The organism is Sphingobacterium sp. SYP-B4668, from assembly GCF_027627455.1.
GTDB lineage: Bacteria > Bacteroidota > Bacteroidia > Sphingobacteriales > Sphingobacteriaceae > Sphingobacterium.
This window is the reverse complement of record NZ_CP115483.1, coordinates 242,720-268,764: the sequence shown is the minus strand read 5'-3', so window position 1 is coordinate 268,764 and position 26,045 is coordinate 242,720. Positions and strand designations below refer to the sequence as shown.

The window sequence follows — 26,045 nt, the reverse complement described above, 5'->3', positions numbered from 1 at the left end:
GTATATTATTTTTCAACTTTACCCCACAGAGTCAATTCGCCTACTTGAGTATATTCCGACCCTCCCCACGAATCCAGCACAAACCATCGGATATATCGAACAGCAGGAATATCCAGAGGGAAATTCCACTCTTCTCCTTTAGCCCAAGCATAATTTTTATCATCATCGCTGTATTGCCCAAGAGGGAGGCCCGAGGGCTTGGTGGATTCGAACTCACCTAGTAAAATCCAGTTTGAAAAATCGGCATTAACATTGGGATGGGCGGAACCCCAAATTTGAAACTTCTTAGGATGGGCAAAATTATAGATGAGGGCATCATTCTCATACCTATTATTAATCTTGATACGACTCAATCTGGCAAGTTGTCCGGTGTCGAATGTATTGTCATGTGTAAAACTCGCAAAGCCGTAGTTGGTCCCCGAAATGAGGCCGTTCCATAAATTTTCGATACGCCAAGCAGCATCAGTATAGGCATTGTAGGGAATACCTGAGGGGTTCCAACGTCTAAACTTGGATTTATCCAACTGCTCTTCATAGAGCGGGTGCGCTTTTACATACAGAGTATCTGATGAATTGTCCCATCGGTCTCTGAAATACAGCCCAAAGAAACGCTCTTCATCATTGTAACCTCGTATATTTGCTCCACCGACAGTACTACTCGAGTAAAATCTATCGGCCTCAATCCACTCTTCAACGCCGAACTGATCGGTAGTTGTCAAAACGGTTAAAACAATGGCGGATTTATCTTGATTTTGCCAATCCAACCTTATTCCTCCAAAATCATCTTTGACAACAACCGACTCCACCATACTGTATACCGGAGCATCCAGTGGTTGTATATCGACAAATACGGGGTCAGAGGCATTTTCGCTCTTATCATATGCAAACAATGTGATTTGCTGTGATTCGGATTTCCCAAACCCTTCTAAAGCAACCTTCTGTTTAAAAGCCGAAGCTTTTTGTTCTTTCTTTTCTCCTTTGATGGTGTACACTACCTTAACATAGGAGAAATCAGCATCCGACGGAATGGAATATGTGATAACACTACCACCGGCCTTATTCTCTACAGATACATTTGTCACCTTCCCCGGAGCGACTTCGTCCAAGGGATACTGACCTATATAATCTTCGCCACAGCCCAATAGCACAAAACTGATGATGCTATAGAGTTGAATTCGTTTGAACATAATTTTCATTGGAATATGATTTGTTTAGTTAGGGGTACGAAACGATCAGCTCTATCCAACTCACTTTGTGGTTTGAAAAATCGCGATAGTTTCATCCTATTATTTTTGTTATTGCTATGAAACATTACCATCCTGGATTTTGTAATAGGTTTCTATTACGCAGAATTTCATCTTGCATAATTGGCCAAAAGATATCCTTTTGTGTATATTGACTTCGACTATGGGTGACTACCTGATAAAACTCTTGAGGGGAGTCTCCTTGGATATTCCAACCTTGCACAGGCTGATTGAAATACTCAACAGCGAGCTTCCATCGTCTCAAATCCCAAAAGCGATGACCTTCAAACGCTAATTCTATATTTCGTTCTCTACGAATTATTTCACGCATACCTAACTTTGTATTAGGCTTTTCTGGAAATTTGGAATATTGACTCCATGAATCCTTGATTCCAGTTAATCCAGCACGCTCCCTAATCATATCTAAATACTTATAAACGTCTTCCGTTGGTGTTGCTAACGATTCATTCAAGGCTTCGGCGTAAAGAAGATATAGATCTGCCAATCGAAACAATGGAAAATCAAAGCGCTTCTCCACATAAGCATCTTTGCCGGTATAGGCCGATAAGTAGTTGGACAATTTCTTAATGTAATAGCCGGTAGTGGTATATCTCTGATTTCCAATCATACCACCTGTCATCGAACCTTTCATAAAATTGGTCGGGTACTGATCATTCTGATTGTAACGCCCCAAGCCAAACCACCAACCACCATCGACACCCAGACTCCCGTAAAACCGAGCTTCCCTATTGAGATGTAAACCTATGGTCATGTACCCCGGCTGCATATAGTACTTATGATCCTGTGGTACGGGCGATAGCTGCCTACGGTCCACATAATTGTAGTCGATATCCTCTTCTATTGGCACGCCATGATTGGAGTAAAACAATTCTGCCATTTTGAGGGTAGGAACGTACCATTGGTAGACGACATTTTGATGATCGCTGTGTAACCTAGGCAAGGTGGCCAATTCCAACGTACGACTACTAAAGTCCGAAAGGCTCCATATACGCTCTTCATTGAATTTATCGGCTACAATCTGTCCCGTCTGAACGACCCTTAATGTAGAATCATTGATGTTAAAAGTCGTTTGATGTCGGTAAAGTTTTATCCCCGCCTGATGTGAAATGTCTATAGCTTCTTTGGCGGCCTCCGCTGCCAACACCCATTTTTGAGGACTCTCGACACCGCTAAACAAAGCGATTCCCCTCTTATCTATCATCGTATTGTAGTCCATATTGCCGTTAAATAGCGGGCTGGCGGCAGTGACCAATACGCGAGCTTTTATAGCTGCCGCAATCGGTCTAGTAATACGCCCAGCATCAGCAATGACGTTATTTACATTGAGCGGCAAATCGTCTTTGGCTTCGTCCAGCAATTGAACAATATAATTGACGACATCATCTATAGGCTCCCGAAACAACATTACTTGCTCTTTATCTGCAGAAACAGGAAGATTTTCTTTAGCAATGGGGATAGGCCCATACATGCGCATGAGATAAAAATGGTACCATGCCTTTAAAACCTTGGCTTCTGCAATCCACTGATTACGTTCTTGACTATCTAAATCCCTTGCTTTATGCGCATTGGCGATAAATGTATTGCAATCACGGATTGCCAACCACAACCCATTTCCGCCTTCTATATTGTGCCAATAACTGTATATTGGTCTATTAACATTGTTACCATTAACAGCAAGCTCACGATAAAACTGGCGCCATTGATCTCCTCTATCTAAAAATTGATGTATCCAGATATCGTCGCCCATTGTAAACCCCGGTTCAAATCGGGTTCCTGTACGTGGTAATTGATTGTAGCAAGTAGCCAGTGCACGTTGCGCACTAACCCTATCCTTGTATGCATGCTCCAATGTAGCAATATTGTCAGGCACAACGTCCAAATAATTTTGACAGCCTATAATCGGGACAAACAGCAAACATGAACAAATCCATATGATATAGTTTCTCATAGTAAATATTTTAAAGTGAACATTGTAACCCAAAATTGTAGACTTGCTGTAAGGGATATCCCAAACCATTACCGCCCATTTCGGAATCCCAAATCTTAAATTTTGAAAAATTATGTAAATTGGACCCATTGATATACAACCGAACTTTTTCCAGGCCAACTCGCTTGCTAACTTCTTGTTTTATTGTATAGCCCAGTTCAACTTGCTTGATACGTAAGAAGGCTCCGTTGCGCATAAACCAAGTGCTTAGTTTATTATTGTTTTCGCTGGCAATTTCGTTCAGTCGAGGCCATAGTGCTTTGAGGTTACGATTATCCTCGGACCAATGGTCGTTGGCATAAGCCGTCAACAACTGATTGTTTTCACCAGTTGCTCCGGAGATAAACGGTGCGGTAGCTGCAGGATCGATCCAAAAAGATGATTTGGCCGACCCCTGTAGGAATGTCGAAATATCCATGCCTTTGAACGCCACAGAAAATCCAAATCCATAAGTCATTCCTGGAGTAGTAGGAAAGCCGATAGCAACTTTGTCCAAATCCGAAATTATACCGTCACCATTGATATCCTTGAATTTTATATCTCCTCCCATTACCTTCCCGAATTGCGTAGGTGAATTGTAGGCCTCTTCGTCATCTACAAACAGGCGTTCGGCGATAAAGCCATATTGTTGACCAATAGGGCGATTTATACGCGAAAGCCACGGAATATTACTATAGTCTGGCTCTTCATACTGGGTATATTTGCTCTTGGCATATGTGAAGTTTCCACGTGCAGAAATATACCAACCGTTGTTCAGGTTTTTACTGACCTCAAGAGAGGCATCTATTCCCTTGCTAGTAGCAGCACCCACATTGGCTTGGGGCAAGGTGAGTAGGCCCATTGTATTAGGAGTATGCGCCCTGGTCATTAAAATATTGTATCGTTGCTCCTGATAGAGGTCAACCACCAAATTGGCAATATTGAACAAACCCGCTTCTACGCTCAAATTCAGTTTCTTGGACGTTTCCCAGGTTATAAAAGGATTTTCATATCTCGATTCGGATACTCCATTAATCTTGTTTCCAAACTCCGAACCAAATAGATAGCCGCGATTAGCATTATTTGGATTGACTTGCGACAGATAAAAGAAGCGATCGTCGATACTACCTATTGCATCATTACCCACTAAACCATAAGTCGCCCTCAGCTTTAAATTGTGAACGATATTTCTGATATCTCCCTCCCAAAACTTCTCTTTGGAAATATACCACGCACCACCAATAGAGGGGAAAAAACCGAATCGATTCTTCTTTGCAAAGCGTTCTGAACCATTATATCCAAAATTGGCTTCTAAAAAATATCGGCTCTGAAGGGCATAGGTAAATCTTCCCGCAACTCCAGTATTACGTCTCGCCAATGAATTTTGAAGGCTACCCGCATTTGCAGATATTTTGTTCTGAAGCGTAAAAACCAGCATTCCGCTAATAGCATGTTTTTCCTGCAATTCGGTGTTATAGCTCACGATACCTTGTGTATAGTTCTCTGACGTAATTTGCTTGGCATCTTCACTATAATTTAGATACTCATAGGCGGTGGTGGGATTCAAGTTGGATAACGTATACTCGCCCGTATTTTTGTCATAATTGGATACAGTGTAGTAAAAAGGGCTGTATGCACGGGATACTTGATAAAAATTGTAGCGAGTGGTGTTGAACATTCCGCTCACTTTTAAACCAGGAAGTACGAAATCTAAGTCTTGTTTCAATTCAAACTGAGCCAAGAACATGGCGTTGGTATAATCTCGATATCCCTTCATCATGTTGGCATATGGATTCAAATATTGTCCCAAATCATAATTTCCAAACAAGATGTGTTCGGTCGTTTGATTGGCCGCATCCGGCTCGTAGTATGCTGGAAACAAAACAGGATTAGTCTTAATAATCTGTCGATAAAAATCGGCACCATTACCTAAGGGACCGTTGTAATCGGTCCAAGTTGAATTCAATCGGACGATGGCTTCGGTACTCTTGGTCAAGTTGATATTGACATTGGAGCGCAATCCATAGGTTTTTAAATCAATATTATTATTAAAATTATTCCTTGGGTCTACTTTGAGCATCCCATTATCTTTGTTATAAGTTGCAGCCACGTAGTAACGGGCTACCTTTCCTCCTCCGCTTACATTTAGATTGACTCGATTATTCAACGCCTGATCTTTCAACAGAAGGTTCCTCCAGTCAGTTGCAGGATATAATATGGGATCTCTGCCTTCTCGCGTTCGTTCAATCTTTTCCCAAGAATAGGGAGTAAGCAGATTCCCTCGAGTCAAGGAGGCTTCATTGGCCAATTCCATATAGGTGACAGGATCGGCCAGGTCCACGTCTCGTGTTGCTTGAGAAAGAGAGGACTCATAGCGAAAAGAAATATTTGCCTTACCCTCACGCCCAGATTTCGTCGTAATTAGGATGACGCCATTGGCCCCACGGGCACCATACAGGGCTGTGGCAGATGCATCTTTCATAATAGAAAAGCTCTCCAAGTCGTCAACTTGTAGCCTAGCTAACTCTGTGGCAGGCATTTCTACGCCGTCAACCAATATCAATGGACGATTGGAATAGCCAAAACTAGTCACCCCTCTAATGAAAAAATCAGCATTATCTGCACCTGGCTCCCCACTTTGTTGGAATGCAATCAAACCTGCTACACGACCAGCCAGTGCCGATGTGAGGTTGCTTGATGGCACCTTGAGATCACTCGGCTTTACCGTAGTAATAGCACCCACAACACTTTCTTTTTTCTGCTGCCCAAATGCGACAACAGTTACTTCGTCCAATACATCCTTTCGAGGCATCAAGACAACGTCAATCTGCTGTCGATTGTTTACAGGAATATTAAGTGTTTCCATTCCAATAAACGTGAATAATAAAGAAGCTCCTCCGGGTACTTCAATAGAATAGTTTCCCTTTTCGTCCGTTAATACTCCCTTCGAGCTACCCAAAAGCGTAATAGTGGCTCCTGAGATTGCTATGCCCGTGCTGTCCCTTACCGATCCGCTTACCTGCAAATCTTGTGCAAAGCCATCACACGGAAAATAAAAAATCGAAAGAAATAAAAAACGAAGTCCAGCTAATAACAATGATTGAATAATTCGTTTCATAATTTGTGGTTTAATACTAATGGATGGCAAGAGTGTGCTCTCCACTATACATAATTCAGTTAAGTTGATTATCAAAAATAGGTCTGTTGCAGCAAATTGACTAGTACTTTTCGTTTGAAATTAGATACAATATTTCAGAGAATGATTTGGATATGCCATCTTGAAACAAAAAAATCCAGCTGCACAAAATGTACAACTAGATTTTTTTAAATTTCGATTTCGAGAGAACTTATATCCCCATTAAAAGTAGGTAGGTCCTCGTCTTTTGACTACTTTTTAACAATTTCCAAAATAGAACCCGCTATATGTCTAGTCCCATTATTTTTATTATAATAATAGGTGACCAGAATTCTATTCTTATCCAACATCACTGCCCATGGATATCCAATATCACCACTACCACCGTCTTCTCTGATAACAAATTCTGGAGCAGTATCAAAGTCCGTACACTCCGCATTCAAGATACGTGCCCGTATACCAAAGGGTTGATGTCGATACCCGTAAGTAACCAATACCCGATCGTCCGGAAGTCGTAAAGCCTGCAACGGGTGCCCCTTAAAGCCCATACTTTGCCACTTGAAAGTTTTCCCACCATCTGTCGATCGCGCGATACACGCCTGGTCGTCAAACATTGCAGTCCTTAAAAATGCGACCAAATCGCCTTTGGGCGTCTCATAAATCGAGGTCTCGTTGAAGAATACCTTAGGATCTTCCGCCACGACAGATTGGTATGACCAGGTGGCCCCTTTATCATCTGAAGTCATGAGGTAATTTGAGGTTTTCTTCGTCTGAGCATTATCGGTGGCAGCAACGACCCAATATATCCGGCCACTCCTCCCTTCGACCATGGCTCCTCGATTGTATACCGGCACTTTATTGCTATACATATCGTGATTGACCTCCTGCTGGATAGATGGAGGGTAGATCGGTCCTTGCCATGTCTGCCCATTATCCTTAGATTTCACTATGTATCCTCCCAAAAATGTTCCGTCTCCAGATTGAAAATGTTGCTTACTCAAATTTTTTAGACCGTCTTCTCTCAAAAAGGACCATCCATAACTGGCACAAATGATGGTACCATCCCGTAAAGTCAGCAGACAAGGATCTTGGGAGCCACCAAAAGGATGAGCGTATATCAATTGGGGATTACTGGACCAGTCCCAGCCATTGTCTGATTGGAGCTGTACTAAGTAACTATTGGGATCGACATGCATGGTATGTTTTTCTCCAAATATTCGACGTTCGGGAGCGCGGCGGAATGCCAGAATGTACTTGCCATTCTTGGCCTTCACTACTGAAGGAAAAGCTGCATAAAAAAGAGTATCTGAATAGATAACCAAGTCTTTTATCTTTTTCAAACCCGAGGTATTGACGGGCTTGGTTTGCTGGGCAGGTAATGTATTGACAATGCAGAATACAAACATAAGTACTGCCATACTGATTTTATTAAACTTCATTTTTATCTTATTTAATTTGACATTTAAAATTAATACCCTTCGGTTTGCTCAACCAAAGGCTCTAAACTAAGTACTTGTTCTGATAACGGAAAATACTCCAAATGTTTTTGACTCTCCTTGCCCAACAGTGTAGGCACCTTGTCAAACGCCTTGTTAAAACGTACCAAATCCCACCAACGCTTACCTTCAAAAACTAATTCCAACAATCGCTCCTGTAAGATTAGTGCGTCGTTCTGCTCTTTGGTGGTGGATACAAACTTGTTAACTTCGTAATCCTGTCCAAAGGCTCGCTGACGAATCAAATTCATTTCTGCGGAGGGATCTTGGTTAAGTGCATTTTTGGCTTCCGCTTTCATCAACAATACATCTGCCAAACGATAGATGACAAAATCACTGGTATAATACCGCACCCCCGAAATCAATGTACCCCGCCCTTTAAGAATCAATGTTGGATAGAAAGTGGTGGACGGTATCTCCATAAATGAAGCATCTCTGCGCTTGTCTTGGGTCTTAAATTGATTCTTCACCAATTCAGTGACCGTCCAAACCATGCCTCCCGCAGTTTGTCCAATTATTTCACCTGTCTGCGGGTCTACATCGGTAGGAGACTTGGCAGAATACATATTGAAGAAATAATTATTCCCTATTTCAAGCTCCCGATTACCAATGGCCATAATTACTTCTTTATTATTCTTGTTGGTATATTTATACAAATCCGCAAAATTAGGTAAAAGACTGATGTCTGCTTTTTCGACTTCTTCACACGCTTTGATGGCCTCCGCCAAATCGGCTTGTCCGCCATTCAACCGTTTGCCGGACCAAAGATATACATCGGCCTTTAACGCTTGGGCCCCAGCCCGAGACCAATAATTCCTACTTTTCAAGAATGAATTGTTAGCGAATAGACTAGAGGCATCTTCTATATCTTTCTTAATCAATGCAACAACTTCTGTCTGCGGCGCTCTTTTCCTTTGTATGACCTCAGGCGATGCACCTTCTACAGGCTCCGTACGGATCGGAACATCTCCCCATGTCCTAAGCAACACAAAATATAAAAATGCACGTGAGACATAAGCCTGGGCAAGAATGTTCTTTTTATCCTGTTCATTACTAAAACTGATATTGGGCACATATTTCAGAATGAGGTTGGCATCGTTGATTGCTGAATACACAGATTGCCAACTAGGCCCCGCAGAGGTTCTATTCAACGTATTCAGATAATACCTATCATAATCCAGTGTACCGCTTACTTTGCTCCATTCCATAACCTCACTACGAGCTTCACCCCAAACAAAAAGATTAAGATTGGCCAAAGCTCTTTGTTTGACATACAGTGCCGTAAGACCACCTTTTGCATCATCTTCGCTTTTCCAAAATGAAGCATTGGTAATGACACTAGTAGGATCCAGCTCCAATGACTTATTACAAGAACTGACATTGTAAGAAAGTCCAAGTAAAACACATATTTTAATAATAATATTTTTCATGATATCTATAAATTACGGTGAGCTGATTAAAATGACGCCTTTATACCCAATGAAAAATTTCGGGGAATAGGATATCTGCCCTGATCGGTCCCTCCGTCTTCGGGATTCATACCTGTATAATTTGTAAAGTAGAATAAATTACTACCCGTGACATTCATCCTTAGATTTTGAAGTTTAACTTTGTTGGCCCAGCTCGTCGGGAATTTATAACTTACCGTAATCTCTCTAAGGGTCAAAAAGTCGCCTTTTTCATAGAATTCGGAATTAGTGGATGTCAGGTGATAAGCACTCCCCCTCCAATAACTATAATTGGCCGTACCTGGAATATATTGGGGGCGTTCCGCAATATCTCCCGGTTCTTTCCAACCTTTGTCAATCATCTCCTGTGGGATATTTAAATGTGGAGCCCACATACCACTTAAAAATATCTTAGCATAGTTATAAATGGTGTGCCCTTTGGTGTAATCCATCCGGACATATAGCGACAGTCCTTTATAGGATACAGAAGTCGACATGCCGCCTGTTAAGGTTGGGTATGGATTACCCTGATACATGAGGTCACGTGTATCCAAGGTGTCATTACGATCCAAATCTTGATAATTAACATCTCCCCCATATTTGGTCTTATCTGCAAAAGGCATAGTCAAATCCGTAGGGGCTTTCTTGGCTTCTTCATCAGTAGCATAAATACCAACTTGTTGCCAAGCATAGTAATCACCTATACGACCACCTTCTTGTAGACCACCTAACCAATTATAACCATTCATACTCGCATCCCAAACATATACTCCACCCACTCTGTTATGCTTTACTCCGTTTTCAGGTAATTTTATAATTTTAGATTTGACGGTTGACAGGTTGAAGCCCAAATCCCATCGTACTGGTGAGCTCCGAGAAGTCAGCTCGGTATTCAGTTCCAATTCAATGCCTTTATTCTGGAGACTACCTAAATTTGTAGAGATGCTAGAGAATCCGGTCGAGGGAGGCAAAGTTAAATTGGTAATCAAATCATTGGTCGTGCGGTTATAAAAGTCAAATAGGATGCTAAACCTATTGTCTAGGAAACCCAGATCAACGCCAATATCAAAGGTTTTGGATTGTTCCCATTTCAAATTGGGGTTGGCCAAGACTGTATTCTCAACAGCAGACTCGCCTAGATATCGATTACCTACGGCATAAGCCCCCTGCGCATGAAAATCAGACAGCCCGCTGATATTACCATTGACGCCGTAACTGGCTCTCAATTTAAACTGTGAGACGATAGGTTTGACTGCTGTAAAAAAGTCCTCCTTATGCATATTCCAACCTAGAGACACGCCAGGGAAAAAACCCCATTTGTAGTTTTGTCCCAAATTAGATGCTCCGTCATATCGGGCAGTGATTGACAAAAGATATTTTTGGGCATAATCATAGTTCGCCCTAGAGAAATACCCGACCATAGCAAAATTGCTCTCATTGCCGCCTACCGCCACCGGTGTAGAAGATGCATTCAGCGTGGGAATGAGATCTGTGGCAGCACCTTGACCCGACGCACTTAATCCAAACACATATCTTTTAAAATAGGAAAAACCACCCATTAACTGAAAATTGTGATCAGCGATGCTTTTGGTATAATTGGCAATAAGATCGGCTTGGGTCTGTAAAGTCTTGTTGTAGGCCGAGGATGCAGGACGTGTAGTATTGAAGTTACCAACTCCGTTAATATAGGAATGAATGAAAGCATAGCTATCTCCAGATATTTTGTAAAGCGAAGCTTGAGGAGAAATGGTCAATCCGGGTAAGGGCGTCCAATCTGCCGATAGTGCCAACGTAAGGTTCTCATTGGCATTTTTATTATCTCTTTTGTTTAGATAATAAGCTGGGTTCCCAGTATTTCGACCAGCTCCTGGAGCTAATTGGCCATCCTCAAATTGATACTTAGCTGTGGGCGCAAGACCCGCAGCCCTGAAGAACAACTCCGTATCGCTATAGACACTATTATTGGTGGAATAGGTATACATCATCTTTCCGTTCACATTCAACTTGTCGTCCACCTTTAAACCTGTATTCAGATTAGCGGAGAGACGATCATAAAAGGTGGTGATAGCAATACCATTATTCTTCATATAGCCGACACTCGCATTAACGGTAGCTTTCTCACTCCCACCAGATATAGCTAGGTGGTGATCATGAGAGATACTAGGTTGAAAAAGAACATCCTGCCAATCAGTTTCTTGATATATGATTGTCTTTGAGGGATCAATGGGGTCTGGCATGGATTGCCATCCCTCGTTTAGTTTGTGCCTATTTAAATCGCTTAAATATTGTGTCGTGAATCCCGTATTATTTGTCAAATCATTACCCACACCGAAACCGGAGGGCTGACTTAGCAGATTGCTGGATCCCGGCACCTTGCGATCGGCGACTAACGCCCCAATCCGACCATAATAAATATAATCACGAGCTGAGGCCATATCATACAGTTTATTTACTTTAGATGAAGATAAGTTATACGAATAATCAATCGTCATTTTATTTGCACTCCCGTTCTTCGTGGTAATAATAACAACACCATTGGATCCTCGCGCTCCATAGATAGCCGTGGCCGCCGCGTCCTTAAGAACCTGCATCGACGCTATATCATCCGAGTTAATATCATTCATATTGGTCCGAATTATTCCGTCAATAATGTATAAAGGAGACGCACCGTTGGGGTTGTTGATGGATGTCCCTCCACGCACGATAACGCGAGGTGCGGCACCTGGCTGCCCTGAAGTGCTTTGCACCCTAACCCCCGAAACGGTCCCTTGGAGCGCGGATGCGGCATTGGCATAGGATACATTTTCCAACACTTTACTATCCAACTTCGAGACAGCAGTGGTAAGTGACTCTCTGGATTGAGAACCATATCCAATGACCAATACTTCATCTAAGTGTTGCTCGTTGGCTTCTAACTGTACACGCAATTCTCTTTGGTTGGCGACGGCTACTTCTAAAGGAGTGATGCCCATACTTTTAAAAAGCAATATGTCATTCATTGGGTCGGGCACATTGATGGTAAAAGTTCCATCTTGATCTGTAGACACCATCACATTCTTTCCCTTTATAGAAACCGTAACACCGGTTATTGGATTATTATCATTATCCCGCACGGTGCCCGTCACTTGCTGCTGTGCATAGGTCATGGACATGAAAAGTATGAATTGAACAACTATCGCTAGCATCCTTTTGTTCTTCACGTTTGAACAAGGACCGGCCATGCCACTACACCAAGGTGAGAGGTATTTTTTCAAAATAATATTTATCATAATGGCTATAATTTTTTAGTGGAAAAATTTACCTTTTTATAGAATCAAATTTATCATAAATGCAGGGTCACATCTACTACTTTTATGTGCAAAAGCGATACAATATTTCAAGGTTAATGAATATCAATAACGAGGTTGGATGCTCCACTGGCCGGAGAGAACCCCTGCTTTCACAACTTGAAAGGCAGGATACATCGCTACCGTTGGACAGATATGATATGGAACGATATAGAGTAGCTGCCCTACGAAAATATGGGCACTGTCTTGTTCAGGAATTTCAAACAATAGGTGTTCTTCACTTTGAGAAATGGGCTTCCAATCGGGGTAGTCAAGTACATGCAATCTGTAGACCAATTCATTTTCGGAAGCGATGGCTTTATATCCCAAATCAATACAAATGATATTCGGCGCAGGTCTAGAGATGATACGGGCGATAATCAGGGCCCCAAAATCAAAATGCTGTTCAGGCAATGTCATGTGATAACCGTAATCCCAAAGGATAAAGGTGCCCGGGCTGCATTCAACAAAGGGATATCGGGCGTATATTGGAAAAGTATTGGAGCCTCCAAATACCATTGTTAACTTGATCCCCGTCCGTTCCTCCAAGTGTTTGATGTTTTTTAAAACCTTGCCAAATGTATGTTGCACAATCCGCTCTCGCTGTCCCAAATCTCTCTCGCGTATATGACCATCATAACCGTGAATACCGACCAAGGTAATGTTTGCGAAAGCACTTACATCTAAACCAAAGTCTTCGAGGTCTTCAATGTTGATCCCTGTACGATTCATCCCTAGATTAATGTCTATGAAAACAGGGATCGAGAGATTTTTCTTGGCGGCAGCGTGATTGAGTACCGTCATCCCTTGAAGACTATCTACCGTGACTTGGAACCTTGTCTCGGGAAAACGTAGGATCAAATCCATAAAGCCAGCAACATTGGGACCTAGTAACGGATAGGCAATCAGTAGGTCTGGAACCCCCACAGCAGCAAGTAATTCGGCTTCTTTTAGAGTGGCACATTTGAATTTAGTCACGCCCGCATTTAGATACAGCTGTACAATGGGAGCGCATTTAACAGTTTTAATATGGGGACGTAGACAGGTAGGGTTGGAGACCTGCTGCAGTGCACGACAGATATTGGTCTCCATCGAGTCGGGATAAGCCAGAATATTAGGTGTTGTTACCGATTCTGAATCGATAAGGCGATATCGATCAAATAATTTATTCTTCATGAGGACTGAAATCTTCTATTATCTGACTGAGCCGAAGGCGAATAACCTGCTCGGCACTTTGGTCCAAATAGCTTGATCGGCAACGCCATGTTTCGTACCCGCCCTTGGCGAGCTCTGCCTCCGGAGGGACATACCCCACATAATCATTCGCTAGACAAATAGTAAAATATTGTGGATAAAGCTGTTTAAGTTTCAGCCCCGTCTCACTAAAGAACTCTCCACCCAACGCTCCTATAATAGTATATCCAATCTTGAAACATTGCAACGGAAATAAGCTTACCTCTGGATAGTGCTGTAATAATAGTTGTTCTCGAGCGTATACCTTCTCCATTAAATCTGTATCTGTATAGCTAAGGGATTCATAGTCGGTCGAGCAGACTATCTTTCTTGATTGCTCTAGTATATCATTTGGAATCCTTCGTAGGGAAACGGCAACATCTTCGTAATGGGACATCAACTGTGGGTGCTCATCCCATTCCAGACCAAGCACGCTCTCACGAATGGACTCAGCAATATCTTCGCCTATCAGCTTGCTTTTTTCATGATAACCAGCGGGATAACGATTACCATCGATAAAATCCCAAATATTGATTTCGCCACTGGTACCGTTTGACATCGCAACGACCATATCATTGGTAGGGTGGAGCTTACTAACCAATTGCTTGGCGAAGACACCAAAGTAATCTGCAGAGATTGTCCCTCTTTCACAATCCCCTACGTAATGGAGACCATAGTTGGCCAATATACCCAACCATTCACCTTCAAGTGTTTGCAAAGCAATGTAGCAGACATCTGGATCAGGGACTGTAGTTCGCGATAGGATAAAGTCCTCAAGGCCGAAGGGGTTTGTCTTGACCTCATCAATGGCCCCATTTACAGGATTGATAGATGTATAAGCTGTATTCATTTTATATCTGCGACAAGTGAGGTGTTGAGGCTTAGTCACCTTACCAAAGGCTATCTTTGCAGGAACGACATGCGTCATCACTTGTGATGCTAAAGCAATCAATTGTTTTTCGAGGTAATCTCTGTAAGCGATATCCACGTGTGCCAAAAGCAAATCTGCAACCGAGCCAGCCGAGTGTGTATGCGTACTGGAAATCATCTGCTGCTCCACGGGAATACTGGTTACAGCCGCAATTTTTTTCTTAATCGGATCTAGATATTCACGCTTCATCAAGCAGACGTCCACGACCATAATGAGCAGTATCACCTGACCTTGTTTAAACAAAAATGCTTTAGCATAGAGGGGGTCTGCAATTTTATTGGCATATCGACAGGTGAATTCACCATTGATTACTGTCCCTAACTCGGGAGTGATTTCAATTTGAGAAGTATTTGCATATAAATTCATAGTCTATTTCCAATTTCTTCGTAAAAAATTTAACCAATTCGCATGGAAGATATTATCAATATCATCTTCTTTATATCCTCTTTGCTGGAGAATCCATTCAAATTTTTGAAGATCAGCTATTGTATTTAGGTCCCAAGGCGATTGCTCCGTTCCAAATATACCATCTAAATCAGAGCCTATTCCAATAAAATTTGAATTCCCGGCCAATTGACAGATATGGTCCCAGTGGTCTACCAACTTTTCTAGCTTGATGTCCAACTGCCAGGGATCGGAAACGGCATCGATAAAACGGATGTCCATTGCCCAACAATCGAGCATACCGCCAATGACTGCCCCTCGAGCGATAAGCTTACCTAGTTGCCGATCAGTCAACTGTCGTTGGTTGGGAACAAGTTGACGTACATTGTGATGACTGGCCCATACAGGCCCCTCATAACTATCCATTGCCTCCTCAAATCCCTCATCAGTCAAATGCGTGACGTCCAATATCATTCCTAGCTTACCCATTTCTTTTAGTAAAATACGGGCCTCTGGCGCTAATGGCCCAGTCATCTTAGTACCTGGTGCATATCTACCTGGTCCAAAATGAGACAATCCAACAGCTCTCAAGCCGTAATCATAGGCTTCATGAAGGTAATCGACATTGACGAAAGAATCTGCGCCCTCCAGACTAAGGATATACCCAACAGCTTTCTTGTCATCAGATTCAATATTGTTCCAATAGACAAGATGATTTTCAAGCTCCTGAAGATTTGTAATTTGCTTCATCTCTCCAATCTTTTCCATCTCCTGATACCAAATACGTTGGGCCTGGGTCATGGCCCAGGCCTGCTGAGGTGAGTGCCACCCTTTTAGTGGACTTCCTAATGGAGAGACGCGAGATAACTGTGTGGCAACAACCAGACCAATATTCCCCTTTCGAAGCTCAGGCAGGCATACGGTGCCATTACCCCTATCGGGCCTATCCCCCATGTGCATCTCGCGATTTCGGATGTTATCAATAGTCTCGCTCAAATCCCGATTCCACTCTATGGCATTCATCGCTAGATCAAGGTGCGCATCAACGATAAATCTGTTCTTTTCCAACTTCTTCATAAGTCTGATTATATTTCTCAATTAGCACTTTGATATCAATGGTAAATTCCTGCACAAGGGTACTCCACTTTTCGTAGTCACCCTCAGAATAGGTATAAAAGCCTTCATTTTGCTGCATTCCCCCTTTTCCTTCTTTTACCAATTCCTCAAACCAGGTGGGCAACTCGGGATAAACGGCCAACTCAGGATTAAGCTCTTTCATGACTAGGGCATATGCCATAGTGCCCATTAAATCCATGTATAGAAAATTACCAGTAAAAGGCAGGTAATAGCCTGCATCATTCCGGCAAGCCCGATCGACGCTCTCAATACTGGCGTAACCGTTGTCCACCAAGAAAAAGGCCTCTCTGGTCATTGCAGCCATCATATACGCACGAGCACTAATGCCGTTAGAGACGACGTAAGGATCTTTATGCCAATAGTCCATCCCGATTTTCTTAAGGGTATCGATTGCTATGGGCGGATTCTTCTCGGTGACCACAATTTCCATAAATGGAGAAGCCTCTACTGGAAAAGAAAAATTCAAACCCAGGATGGGTAAATCGATATGACGCTGCAGCTCATAAAGGTTTATTCCATCGATATTGACCGTCCAAAGTGTTGTCTCACAACTGTATTGGGTGACGGCTTCCAACCACTTTACTTTCTTATCTAAGTCATCCTCCAAGAGTACAATAATGATATCGAACGTCAACTGGATAGGCGATATGTGCAAATCAACAAGGAGTTCAGCAGTATGATTATTTTTCTTTAGATACGCGAATAGACTAGCTGCGATAGGAGTATCACCGACAATCAATACGGTATTGTTAATAGCTATATTCTTGTTCATACAATAGGAATCTAAATCACGTTACGTCTAAAAATATCGTCTACTGCGATTAAGGCCTGCTCCACATCGTCTTCCGTGGTGCTGGCACTGATATACCACAGTCCACGCCCGATAACCCGGATACCCTCGTCATGGAGCAAACTGATAAACCGGTTCAATTTACCTTTGTCGGTAAAAGCCATATCCCTAAATTCAGAAATGGCTGGGAGATCTGTAAAGCAGGTATGGACCATGGGGCCAGGCCCTTGGACAAGCATATTTTGCCCATATAATGTGGCAAGTTCTTGCAGACCGTCTTTAAGCAAATTTCCTAACCGATAGATCCGAGGATAAATGGAGGTATCCTGATGCAATATATTGATGGTGGCCAATGCGGCTGCTACAGTTGGGTTACTTGCATTCATGGTGCCCGCATGTATCACACGACCTTCCACAATCTCATTCATCCACGACCTTCGCCCCACTATGGCGCTAATGGGATAACCAGACCCCATTGCTTTAGCAAAGATGGAAAGATCGGGAGTGATGTCGAAATAGCCCTGTGCACCTGATATCCCCATTCTAAATCCGGTAATCACTTCATCAAAAATCAAGGCTATACCATACTGAGTCGCCAACTCACGCATCTGTTGAAGAAATCCTTCCTGAGGCATGACACAGCCATTATTGCACATAACAGGCTCGGTAATAATGGCGGCCAATTCGTGATGATGCTGAGCAATGGTCTGTTTTAGAAGATCTGCATCATTCCATGGAATAATGATGAACTCATCTTTACTATTATGGGACAATCCGTCACTCCATGGATAAACATGTGGTCGATCCCGTTCCCCCAACGTCTCCCCAATGGGTGAGCTTAGACCATAGGCCACATTATCCAACCACCCATGGTAATGACCTTCAAATCGCAAAAATCTATTTTTCTTAGTTTTTGAACGAGCCACCCTTAGGGCAGTTTGGACCGCTTCGGATCCGTCCAGACAGAACCGCATCAACTCTGCAGAAGGAATAATCTTGTTCAGCTTCTCTGCAAGCTCTATTTCTTGAAGATGCTGTCCAGCATACAATTGCCCAATCCGGGTGTATGATTCTACCTGTGCCAATACTTGTGGGTGAGAATGCCCTAATATCAACGGTCCTTGGCTCAAAGTAAAATCGATGTATTCATTACCGTCTACGTCGTATATCCGACTCCCTGCGGCGTGTGAATAGAATAGGGCGTGTGGATGATTGTATTTTCGGAATTCGGAGGAGACACCCGAAGCCAATACCTTGCTTGCCCTCTCTAATAATTCTTTTGATCTTGAATATTTATTGCGCTCCATTACCCTCATAGATTTATGTTTTTCAATTTGTTTCTATATCGCTCCGCTAGACTATAGATTTCCTTGTTGAATGATACCAAGCGGTGTTCAAGTTTTTTGGCAGATTCGTCAGTATGTGGATAAAGCCCCTTTAAATTATGGATGCCACGTCCTTGGATAGCGGCAATATGCTTCATCTGCTGGGGGACGCTTGGGCTATTGGACAGTTTCGGAAAGATATGAGCATAGCTTTTTCTATAATGATCTAATCCGATATAGTCCATACGTCTAAAGATTCCCATTAATGTAATCCAAGAACCGATATCATATTGGAAGCACTTATCCAAGCCTGACATGGAAACATACTCTTCATTAATAAGTTCAAACCCCTGCCTATATACCGCATACATTAAGCGATTGGTTATAAACCCACGGATATCTTTATACAGTAAAGTGGGTTCTTTTTCCCATTTTTCAGCCTCTTGCGATATCCCTTCCGCAAGAGCCAAGTCTGTCGACTCCCCACAAGTAATTTCTAGAAAACGGGTAGCAAAAGCGGGTTCTGCCCAATGTATGCCCATAAAACGTTCAGGGTGTTGCAAAAATTTTTGCAATTGACTAATCGGTATGGCTGAGGTATTGGTAGCAATGATGGCTGTTTTCTCAACAACTTCCTCTATCCGATTATATACATGCTTTTTTATATCGAAGACTTCGATGACACACTCCACAACCAATTGACTGTACTTTAAATCTGCGTAATCGTCCGAAATCAGCAATCTGCTTTCGTAGTATTCGATATCCTGGTGCAATAATCCCATCTCTTGGCATAAATGGAGCTGCTCTCGGATGCGCAGTTTTCCTGTTGCCGCTTCATCAGGAATTGGGGCCACCCCGACTACATCATATCCGGCCCGCAGAAAGGATACGATGATGCTGCATCCCATTAACCCTAATCCAACTACTGCAATTTGCTTCATTACTAGTTGACCCATTATATCCTATTTAAGTTTAGCGATGCAGTCTATTTCGACCTTTATTCCTTCTGCCAAAACAGACTGAACAGTGGTGCGAGCCGGGCGTATGTCCGTAAAATAAGAACTATAAACGGTGTTAAAGGCATCAAAATCTTCAATATTAGCGAGATGGACAGTACTTTTCACAACGTCGGCCATAGTGCCGCCCGCCACTTCAATAATTGCCTTAATATTATCCAAGGTCCGGCGCGTTTCTTCTTCAATGGTACCTAAAACAAAGACTGATTTTTTAAAATCTACGGCCGCTTGTCCACTGACGAACAGCAGTCCATCGAGACGGACAGCGTCTGAATAGGCCCCAGTAATAAAATTTGGATTGCGATCTGGATGCACGATTTTTTCCTTTTTCATAAACTCTTCAATTAGTTAATCAAAACTAATATTCCGAAGTGCCTTAAGCCTATGTATTTGTTTACATTGTTGATACTATTTTTCAGGTTTGTGCAAGCTTCTTGAGAGGGCCTCCATACTTATCTGCATAATTTAATAGTTGCTTATTTCACGAAGAGGACAAGAGAGCAATGCAACTGTCTCTCTTCTTAAATTTGCGTTTTTTAGCATAGTTTTTGCTATTTTTGCAGCATGAGCAACAATGACATTATGAAAAAGCTCCGTGTGGCTTTAAAATTCACTGACGACGATATTATAAAAGTATTAGCCCTCGTGGATTTCAGAGTGACAAAAACTGAATTGGGTGCGATATTCCGCAACGAAGACCATCCCAACTTCAAACCTTGTGGCGACCAGTTACTCCGAAATTTCCTTAACGGATTGATTATATACAATCGTGGTCCCCGCCCTCCTCGTCAGTCCTAAATTTAGGGTAAGAGCCTATTTTTCCTTTCCTATATTCGGTATCTAAGCAGGCATGACTGACAAAAAATTGCCCCTAGGTAGAATCTTTGACCACTCTGTAATAGGGTGGTAGTGGTACTACTTGATCTTCATCCCATATAGTACAGTGTAAGCAGACAGAATTACTTTTTCAATACACCAATATGCGTATAGGTATTGATGAACACACCTGTAGGTGTTGCTTTAGAGTCTACAAAGGCAAGCTCACGAGCACCGATAGTGTCTGCCAACAAGCGTTTGCCCTGCCCAAGCAAAACAGGGTAGGTAATCAATACGACCTCATCTGCAAGTCCAGAATCTAGCAAAACAGAGGTCAATGTAGAGCTCCCTACAACAATCAGATCTGGTCCCTCTGCTGACTTGAGATTGTGAACTGCTGCTACCACATCGTCACCTAGGCTATTGACAGGCCCCCATTCCAAACTATCTGGCCTATGAGTTACAATATATTTTGTTGCTGCATTAATCGCATTTGCCATTGGAGAATCTCCCGCTTTCGGCCAAAAGCTACTGAATATATCATAAGTACGACGCCCAAGTAATAAATCAAAATTTGGTCCATATGCCTGGAAGAGGAGTGCCGCACCAGCGGAGCTTCTATACGCGGCAGTCCATGCACCATATGTGTAATCGCCATCGTGTTCGATTACGCCATCAAGTGAAATATGTTCGAAAATTCTAATCTTTCTCATTTTCTTTTAATTTGGTTAATGAATAACCAAATTAAAAGAAAATGAGAACCCAAAGTGAGGTGCGTTTGCGACAATATAAGGGGGGGGGATTTTTCAAACAGCTGTCTGTGAGCAATCTTCAAACAAAAAGGAAGATGCTTTCTTCTTTTTGAAGGTTTACGTTCGAAAACGATTTCGAATGTAAACCTTTTTCATTTTAATCCTATATCCTATCTTTAATGACGCAACAGGACAAGAACCTCGTTTAGGACTCTTTAGTTAAGCAATCTTAATTATGAACTACATCACAAAAAAATTCTTTATCATTTTAGCTATTTTGACCTGTCAGAATACTTTCGCTCAGGACAATAGTTATAGTGGTTTGGACCGAGCGTTTATTTCGAACCAACTAAGAAAATCAGCAGATCAGATAAAAGTATTGGCTTCGTTGACCCCTGATGATAAATTTCCGCAAACATTTGTTAATGGGAAATCGGTCTTTTCGAATAGTTCTTGGTGGTGCTCCGGCTTCTATCCCGGTACATTACTTTTACTTTCGGAAGGGAATAACAACGATAAAGAGCTTTTAAAGCTAGCAACAGACAAATTGAAATTCTTAGAAAAGGAACAATTCAATAAGAGCACACACGACCTTGGTTTTATGCTATTTTGCAGCTTTGGAAATGCCTTAAGATTGACGGGTGACAGCAGTTACTATAATCCCATATTAATCAATGGGGCAGAGTCACTCTCAAGCCGTTATAGTCCAAATACGGAAACTATTCGTTCTTGGGATCATGGTAAATGGAAATATCCGGTCATCATTGACAATATGATGAATTTGGAATTCTTAACCCAATTAACAAAGATTACGGGTGAGAAAAAGTATAGAGAAATAGCAATCAAGCATGCGAATAAAACACTAAAGAATCACTTTAGAAAAGATTACAGCTCTTACCATGTCATTGATTATGATCCGAACACAGGGGTGGCCATCGCCAAACAAACCCATCAGGGCGCATTTGACGAATCTGCTTGGGCTAGAGGCCAAGCGTGGGCATTGTATGGATATACAATGATGTACAGAGAGACTGGAGAGAAAGTATATTTAAAGCAAGCAGAAAGAATTGCAAAATATATCTTGAATCATCCCAATTTACCAAAAGACCTTATTCCATACTGGGATTTTGACAAAGATAAGTTACCGAAAGAAAGTAAAGCTTATTCTAAAAAAGACTTACGAGATGCCTCTGCTGCCGCTTTATATGCTTCGGCATTGATTGAGTTATCTCAGTTTTCGAGAGGTAAAGACTCCCACAATTACCTTTCAAAAGCGGCTTCTATTTTGAAGACGCTTTCCTCTAGTGAATATTTTGCAAAACTAGGTGATAACGGTGGTTTCCTTCTGAAACACAGTGTAGGTGCATTGCCTCTTAATTCCGAGATCGATGTTCCACTTTCCTATGCAGATTATTATTATGTAGAGGCGCTACTACGGTATGAGAAATTGCTATAAAGACCGAAAGCAAAGATAGAACCTAGTACAAAAGCTATCACCTGCTTCCTGTGGCTGGAAAATGAGATTAATCCTTAAAAATACGACCTAGTAAAGAAGGGCACTTTTACTAGGTCGTATTGATATAGAACTTATGCTAATTGGCATAAAACTTTAATTTTTAAATAGGACTGAGGAGCGGCGGGTTCATTCCTCTAGGTGTAAACCGAACTCACGTTTATTTTAATATATGCCATATATATATTTCAACTCGCTAAAAAACTTAAAAAATAACAGCTTTACAATCTGACATAAGCTGCCAATTGTACTATATTATTCAGCGTATTGTTATTTTTACCGAGAACGTACTGATTCATGTATCCTACTTCCATATCAAATACAGGTTTAACGCGCCATCCTAATGCGACGTACGCCCTATTTTGGTCGAAGAAACGGCCACTCGGCGCATTCTGGACGTTCACAAAAATCTCATTCTGCAAGGCTATAAAGGCCCCATCGGTAAATGTGCGGGTCTCTGATAGAGGAAATATAGATCTTGCAAAATATCGTAGTCGCTGCGCAAAGTCATAACCATCGTTAACAAGCGCATCCTGATCAATAGCTGGTTGGCCGATGAAACGCTGCTCTAGTCTAAAACGATGTTGTAAAGTAACAGGTCGATTTAAAAGAGCAAACTGTTGATTAATTATAAATTGTTCCCACATCCTATGCTCAGGGATCCAACCACTAATATCTACCAGCGTTCTCTGATTGCCTATATAAGCATAGCCAATAGTAGCAATCATATTATTTTTCAAATGATAATTGATTCCGGGACGTATTATAAAAGATTGCATGTCTTTCCATTTATCGGAACTTCTTACTTGTCCATCAAAATGAACACTAAATTTGCTATCCAACTTATAGGTAAAGAATGTGGCGCCCCACCCTGTAAAAGTATTTTGTGTCTGAGCATCTACAGCTGTGTTACATAAAAAGAGAAGAATACTAAATAAAACAAAGGGCGGTGACCTAAAAAACATGTTTTTAAAAGTTAAAAGTGGAACAGTTATTTTTAATCATTCAAGCCTCTATAAATACTTGTTTAGGTAGAAAAGCAGGCTAAATATTGTCCAAGATACTGAATTTAAACATCTTGAAGCAGAAAAAAAATCATTTAGAACGCCTTCACATCACTCAACCAGTACGCTGTGCCACTCTTGAAATAGCCCAAGATACCGGTCGAGTATCCTAGAAATGTAATAGACTTAAAGACTCGAGCTAAAAATGGTTAGATATACGTAAATGGAAACTTGCCTATGTCTCACGAGGCTGATATGCATCCAAATCAAAATAAAAAATAGCACCCGCTCCCAGCTCGCTTTGGACCTCAATAAGACTATTATGATGGCGGAGAATCTCCGACACAAGAAAAAGGCCAATTCCAAATCCTGAAATATTTTTTATCTCGTTACTATCTACCCTAGAGAAACGCCTGAACAATTTTTTTTGATCCTTGGCGCTAATGCCCATACCCTCATCCCGCACATAAATTTTTATCTTCCCCTGCACATTTTCACAACCAATCTCTACTACCCCTCCGGCGGGAGAATATTTAATAGCATTACTGACTAAATTGGTAATCACTTGTCCTATTTTGTCTCGATCTGCATAGACGTTCACAGATGGATCGCAGACAAGCTTAATCTCATGTTTTGCGCTCAATTGACGGGCATCCTCAGTAATTTCTTCGACCAAAGGAAAAATCTCGAACGGTGCTTTGCTGATGCTAATCTCTCCCTCCTCAATCTTAGCTAGATTTAGAAAGTCGCTAATCATAGACATCATTTTTTTTGCATGGACCACAATTTTGGGGGCCATCTGTATCCCAATACCATCGCTAATGTTTTTCGAATTTTTAATGATTAACTGTGCATACAATAAGATGGAAGTCAATGGCGTCCGTAGCTCGTGACTTACCATCGTAACGAAGTCATTCTTTCGCTGTTCCTCTTGTTTCTTTTCTGAGATATCTCGAGCAATTTTAGAGATACCGATAATGTTCCCTTCATCATCTCTAATGGGAGATATCGTCAGGGAAAGATCCAGCAGGTGGCCATCTTTTGTACGCCGCTTAGTTTCAAAATGTTCGACACTTTCTCCATTCTTTAACCTCGTGATGATAAAATCCTCCTCTTCATACCGATCGTCTGGTATAATTCTCAAAATCGACTTCCCGACCATTTCTTCAGCAGAATATCCAAATATTCGCTCGGCAGCATCATTCCAACTAATGATATAACCGTCTAAAGTCTTACCAATAATTGCATCATGGGTCGATTTTACAATAGCGGCCAGTTGTGCGCTCTTGGCCTCTGCTAGCTTGACATCTGTAACATCCAATATTGACCCAATCGCTCGTTGTGGTCTTCCCGCACGGCTATAATATACAGTGCCTTGCATTTGTATCCAATTAAAGCGAGCACCAGTAGGGCTTCGGAGTCGACAAATCAAATCCAAACTTCCTTTAGAGCTCACCGTCTTTAACTTTTCAACGATTTGTTGCACATGTCGTCGATCATCAGGGTGCACCCGTAGGAGCGCATTGTCAATAGTGAAAAGCTCATCCAGACGAAGCCGCAGTATATGTCTACATTCCTTGGATAAATAGATTGTCGCTGTCTGAATATTCCAGTCCCATGTACCTAATTTTGTCGCTTTTATTGCTAGTCGTAGGCGTTCCTCACTCCGTTCCAATAAATGCACGAGATGATCTCTTCTTTTTCCTTCCTCGACTATTGCTGTAACGTCCGTAGTGAAGCACCTCGAATGTATAAATTTACCATCGGCCATCAAGGCATTTGAACTGATGGATACATGTATGATGGCTCCATCTTTAGACCTAAGTCTAGCAGGATAATTACGCAAGGTTTCATTATTGCGCAATAGCTTAAGGATATTAGCGATAACATCGGAATCCACATGAAAATTACTGATAGGCAGACCGATATATTCCTCTATTTCATAACCAAGCATATCAAGCTCGGCTTGATTGGCCCAGGTGATGATACCATCTTCATCGACCCAGTGAAGAGGTATCGATGCATTTTCGATAAAATCGGTCAGTTCCTCGACCCTAGTTTTGAGCGCGGTATTCTCCTGCTGTACGCGAGAGAGTTGTTCGCCAAAGCTTTCATTTTTTTTCATAGAGGTAGCAAAAGAGGCTTGCATCGTTTTTGAAACGGATTTATAAAGATACTAAATATATGACTGTTTTATATGTTTGTCACATCGTACTCATACGATAAAAGTAAAAGTTGTCCATTTCGCTGTGCCTTTCACCTCATTCAGTCATTAACTAGCTACGATTACCCCTATACACATATAATTTTTCTAGACTTCAATCGGACCTAATTTCCACTACATTATACCATAGATAGCTATCGCGAAAGAGTAAAATCAATACAATTCAGTTGATTTGCTAAAGCTTATTTAATAAAAAAAATTACTATATTAGCACTAATAAACCAAAAAATTACAAAACAAATTTAGAATGAGTCCTGCATGTTCTAGCTATGTGAGGAATCGC

At 41.7% G+C, this 26,045-nt stretch carries 18 protein-coding genes; 2 read left to right on the top strand and 16 right to left on the bottom strand.

Annotated features, from left to right (window positions below):
• Window positions 1–5: 5 nt before the first annotated feature.
• From OQ289_RS01190 to OQ289_RS01130, 13 genes are all read right to left on the bottom strand, one after another.
• Entirely contained in the window at window positions 6–1,196 is a 1,191-nt protein-coding gene (locus OQ289_RS01190) for a DUF5000 domain-containing lipoprotein (RefSeq protein ID WP_270089046.1), read from the bottom strand.
• Window positions 1,197–1,311: 115 nt separating this feature from the next.
• Window positions 1,312–3,213, bottom strand: a complete 1,902-nt coding sequence (locus OQ289_RS01185) for a RagB/SusD family nutrient uptake outer membrane protein (protein ID WP_270089045.1) — start codon at window positions 3,211–3,213, stop codon at window positions 1,312–1,314.
• A 10-nt stretch (window positions 3,214–3,223) separates the two neighbouring features.
• Window positions 3,224–6,349 carry a SusC/RagA family TonB-linked outer membrane protein gene (locus OQ289_RS01180; protein WP_270089044.1) on the bottom strand — a complete coding sequence of 1,042 codons (3,126 nt, stop codon included), beginning with the start codon at window positions 6,347–6,349 and terminating at the stop codon, window positions 3,224–3,226.
• A 269-nt stretch (window positions 6,350–6,618) separates the two neighbouring features.
• Window positions 6,619–7,806, bottom strand: coding sequence for a sialidase family protein (locus tag OQ289_RS01175; protein ID WP_270089043.1), 1,188 nt, complete (start codon window positions 7,804–7,806; stop codon window positions 6,619–6,621).
• A 29-nt stretch (window positions 7,807–7,835) separates the two neighbouring features.
• Window positions 7,836–9,293 (bottom strand): RagB/SusD family nutrient uptake outer membrane protein, encoded by a 1,458-nt coding sequence (locus OQ289_RS01170; RefSeq protein ID WP_270089042.1) that lies wholly within the window; start codon window positions 9,291–9,293, stop codon window positions 7,836–7,838.
• A 26-nt stretch (window positions 9,294–9,319) separates the two neighbouring features.
• Window positions 9,320–12,580, bottom strand: a complete 3,261-nt coding sequence (locus tag OQ289_RS01165) for a SusC/RagA family TonB-linked outer membrane protein (protein WP_270089041.1) — start codon at window positions 12,578–12,580, stop codon at window positions 9,320–9,322.
• A gap of 123 nt (window positions 12,581–12,703) precedes the next feature.
• A complete protein-coding gene (locus OQ289_RS01160; protein ID WP_270089040.1) occupies window positions 12,704–13,813 on the bottom strand; it encodes an alanine racemase in 1,110 nt (369 codons plus the stop codon).
• A complete protein-coding gene (locus tag OQ289_RS01155; protein WP_270089039.1) occupies window positions 13,803–15,167 on the bottom strand; it encodes a hypothetical protein in 1,365 nt (454 codons plus the stop codon). Before OQ289_RS01155 ends, OQ289_RS01160 begins: the two co-directional genes overlap by 11 nt.
• Before the next feature lie 3 nt (window positions 15,168–15,170).
• Window positions 15,171–16,262, bottom strand: a complete 1,092-nt coding sequence (locus tag OQ289_RS01150; RefSeq protein ID WP_270089038.1) for a dipeptidase — start codon at window positions 16,260–16,262, stop codon at window positions 15,171–15,173.
• Window positions 16,228–17,094: a 3-hydroxyacyl-CoA dehydrogenase family protein gene (locus OQ289_RS01145; protein WP_270089037.1), complete on the bottom strand. Its 867-nt coding sequence runs from the start codon at window positions 17,092–17,094 to the stop codon at window positions 16,228–16,230. The genes OQ289_RS01150 and OQ289_RS01145 overlap by 35 nt, the downstream gene beginning before the upstream one ends.
• Before the next feature lie 11 nt (window positions 17,095–17,105).
• A complete protein-coding gene (locus OQ289_RS01140; protein WP_270089036.1) occupies window positions 17,106–18,419 on the bottom strand; it encodes an aspartate aminotransferase family protein in 1,314 nt (437 codons plus the stop codon).
• A 5-nt stretch (window positions 18,420–18,424) separates the two neighbouring features.
• A complete protein-coding gene (locus OQ289_RS01135; RefSeq protein ID WP_270089035.1) occupies window positions 18,425–19,393 on the bottom strand; it encodes a 3-hydroxyacyl-CoA dehydrogenase family protein in 969 nt (322 codons plus the stop codon).
• 6 nt (window positions 19,394–19,399) lie between these two features.
• Entirely contained in the window at window positions 19,400–19,786 is a 387-nt protein-coding gene (locus OQ289_RS01130; RefSeq protein ID WP_270089034.1) for a RidA family protein, read from the bottom strand.
• Between the two features lie 249 nt (window positions 19,787–20,035).
• Between OQ289_RS01130 and OQ289_RS01125 the strand changes: the two genes are divergently transcribed.
• A complete protein-coding gene (locus OQ289_RS01125; protein ID WP_270089033.1) occupies window positions 20,036–20,251 on the top strand; it encodes a DUF1456 family protein in 216 nt (71 codons plus the stop codon).
• 161 nt (window positions 20,252–20,412) lie between these two features.
• On the opposite strand, the gene OQ289_RS01120 is transcribed toward OQ289_RS01125, so the two are convergent.
• Window positions 20,413–20,982: a dihydrofolate reductase family protein gene (locus tag OQ289_RS01120; protein WP_270089032.1), complete on the bottom strand. Its 570-nt coding sequence runs from the start codon at window positions 20,980–20,982 to the stop codon at window positions 20,413–20,415.
• 274 nt (window positions 20,983–21,256) lie between these two features.
• On the opposite strand from OQ289_RS01120, the gene OQ289_RS01115 reads away from it, so the two are divergent.
• On the top strand, window positions 21,257–22,477 hold the full coding sequence (locus OQ289_RS01115) for a glycoside hydrolase family 88 protein (protein WP_270089031.1): 1,221 nt from the start codon (window positions 21,257–21,259) through the stop codon (window positions 22,475–22,477).
• Window positions 22,478–22,755: 278 nt separating this feature from the next.
• Here the strand turns inward: OQ289_RS01115 and OQ289_RS01110 are convergent, their stop codons facing one another.
• Window positions 22,756–23,499, bottom strand: coding sequence for a DUF2490 domain-containing protein (locus OQ289_RS01110; RefSeq protein ID WP_270089030.1), 744 nt, complete (start codon window positions 23,497–23,499; stop codon window positions 22,756–22,758).
• Window positions 23,500–23,773: 274 nt separating this feature from the next.
• Window positions 23,774–25,663, bottom strand: coding sequence for a PAS domain-containing sensor histidine kinase (locus tag OQ289_RS01105; RefSeq protein ID WP_270089029.1), 1,890 nt, complete (start codon window positions 25,661–25,663; stop codon window positions 23,774–23,776).
• Window positions 25,664–26,045 lie beyond the last annotated feature (382 nt).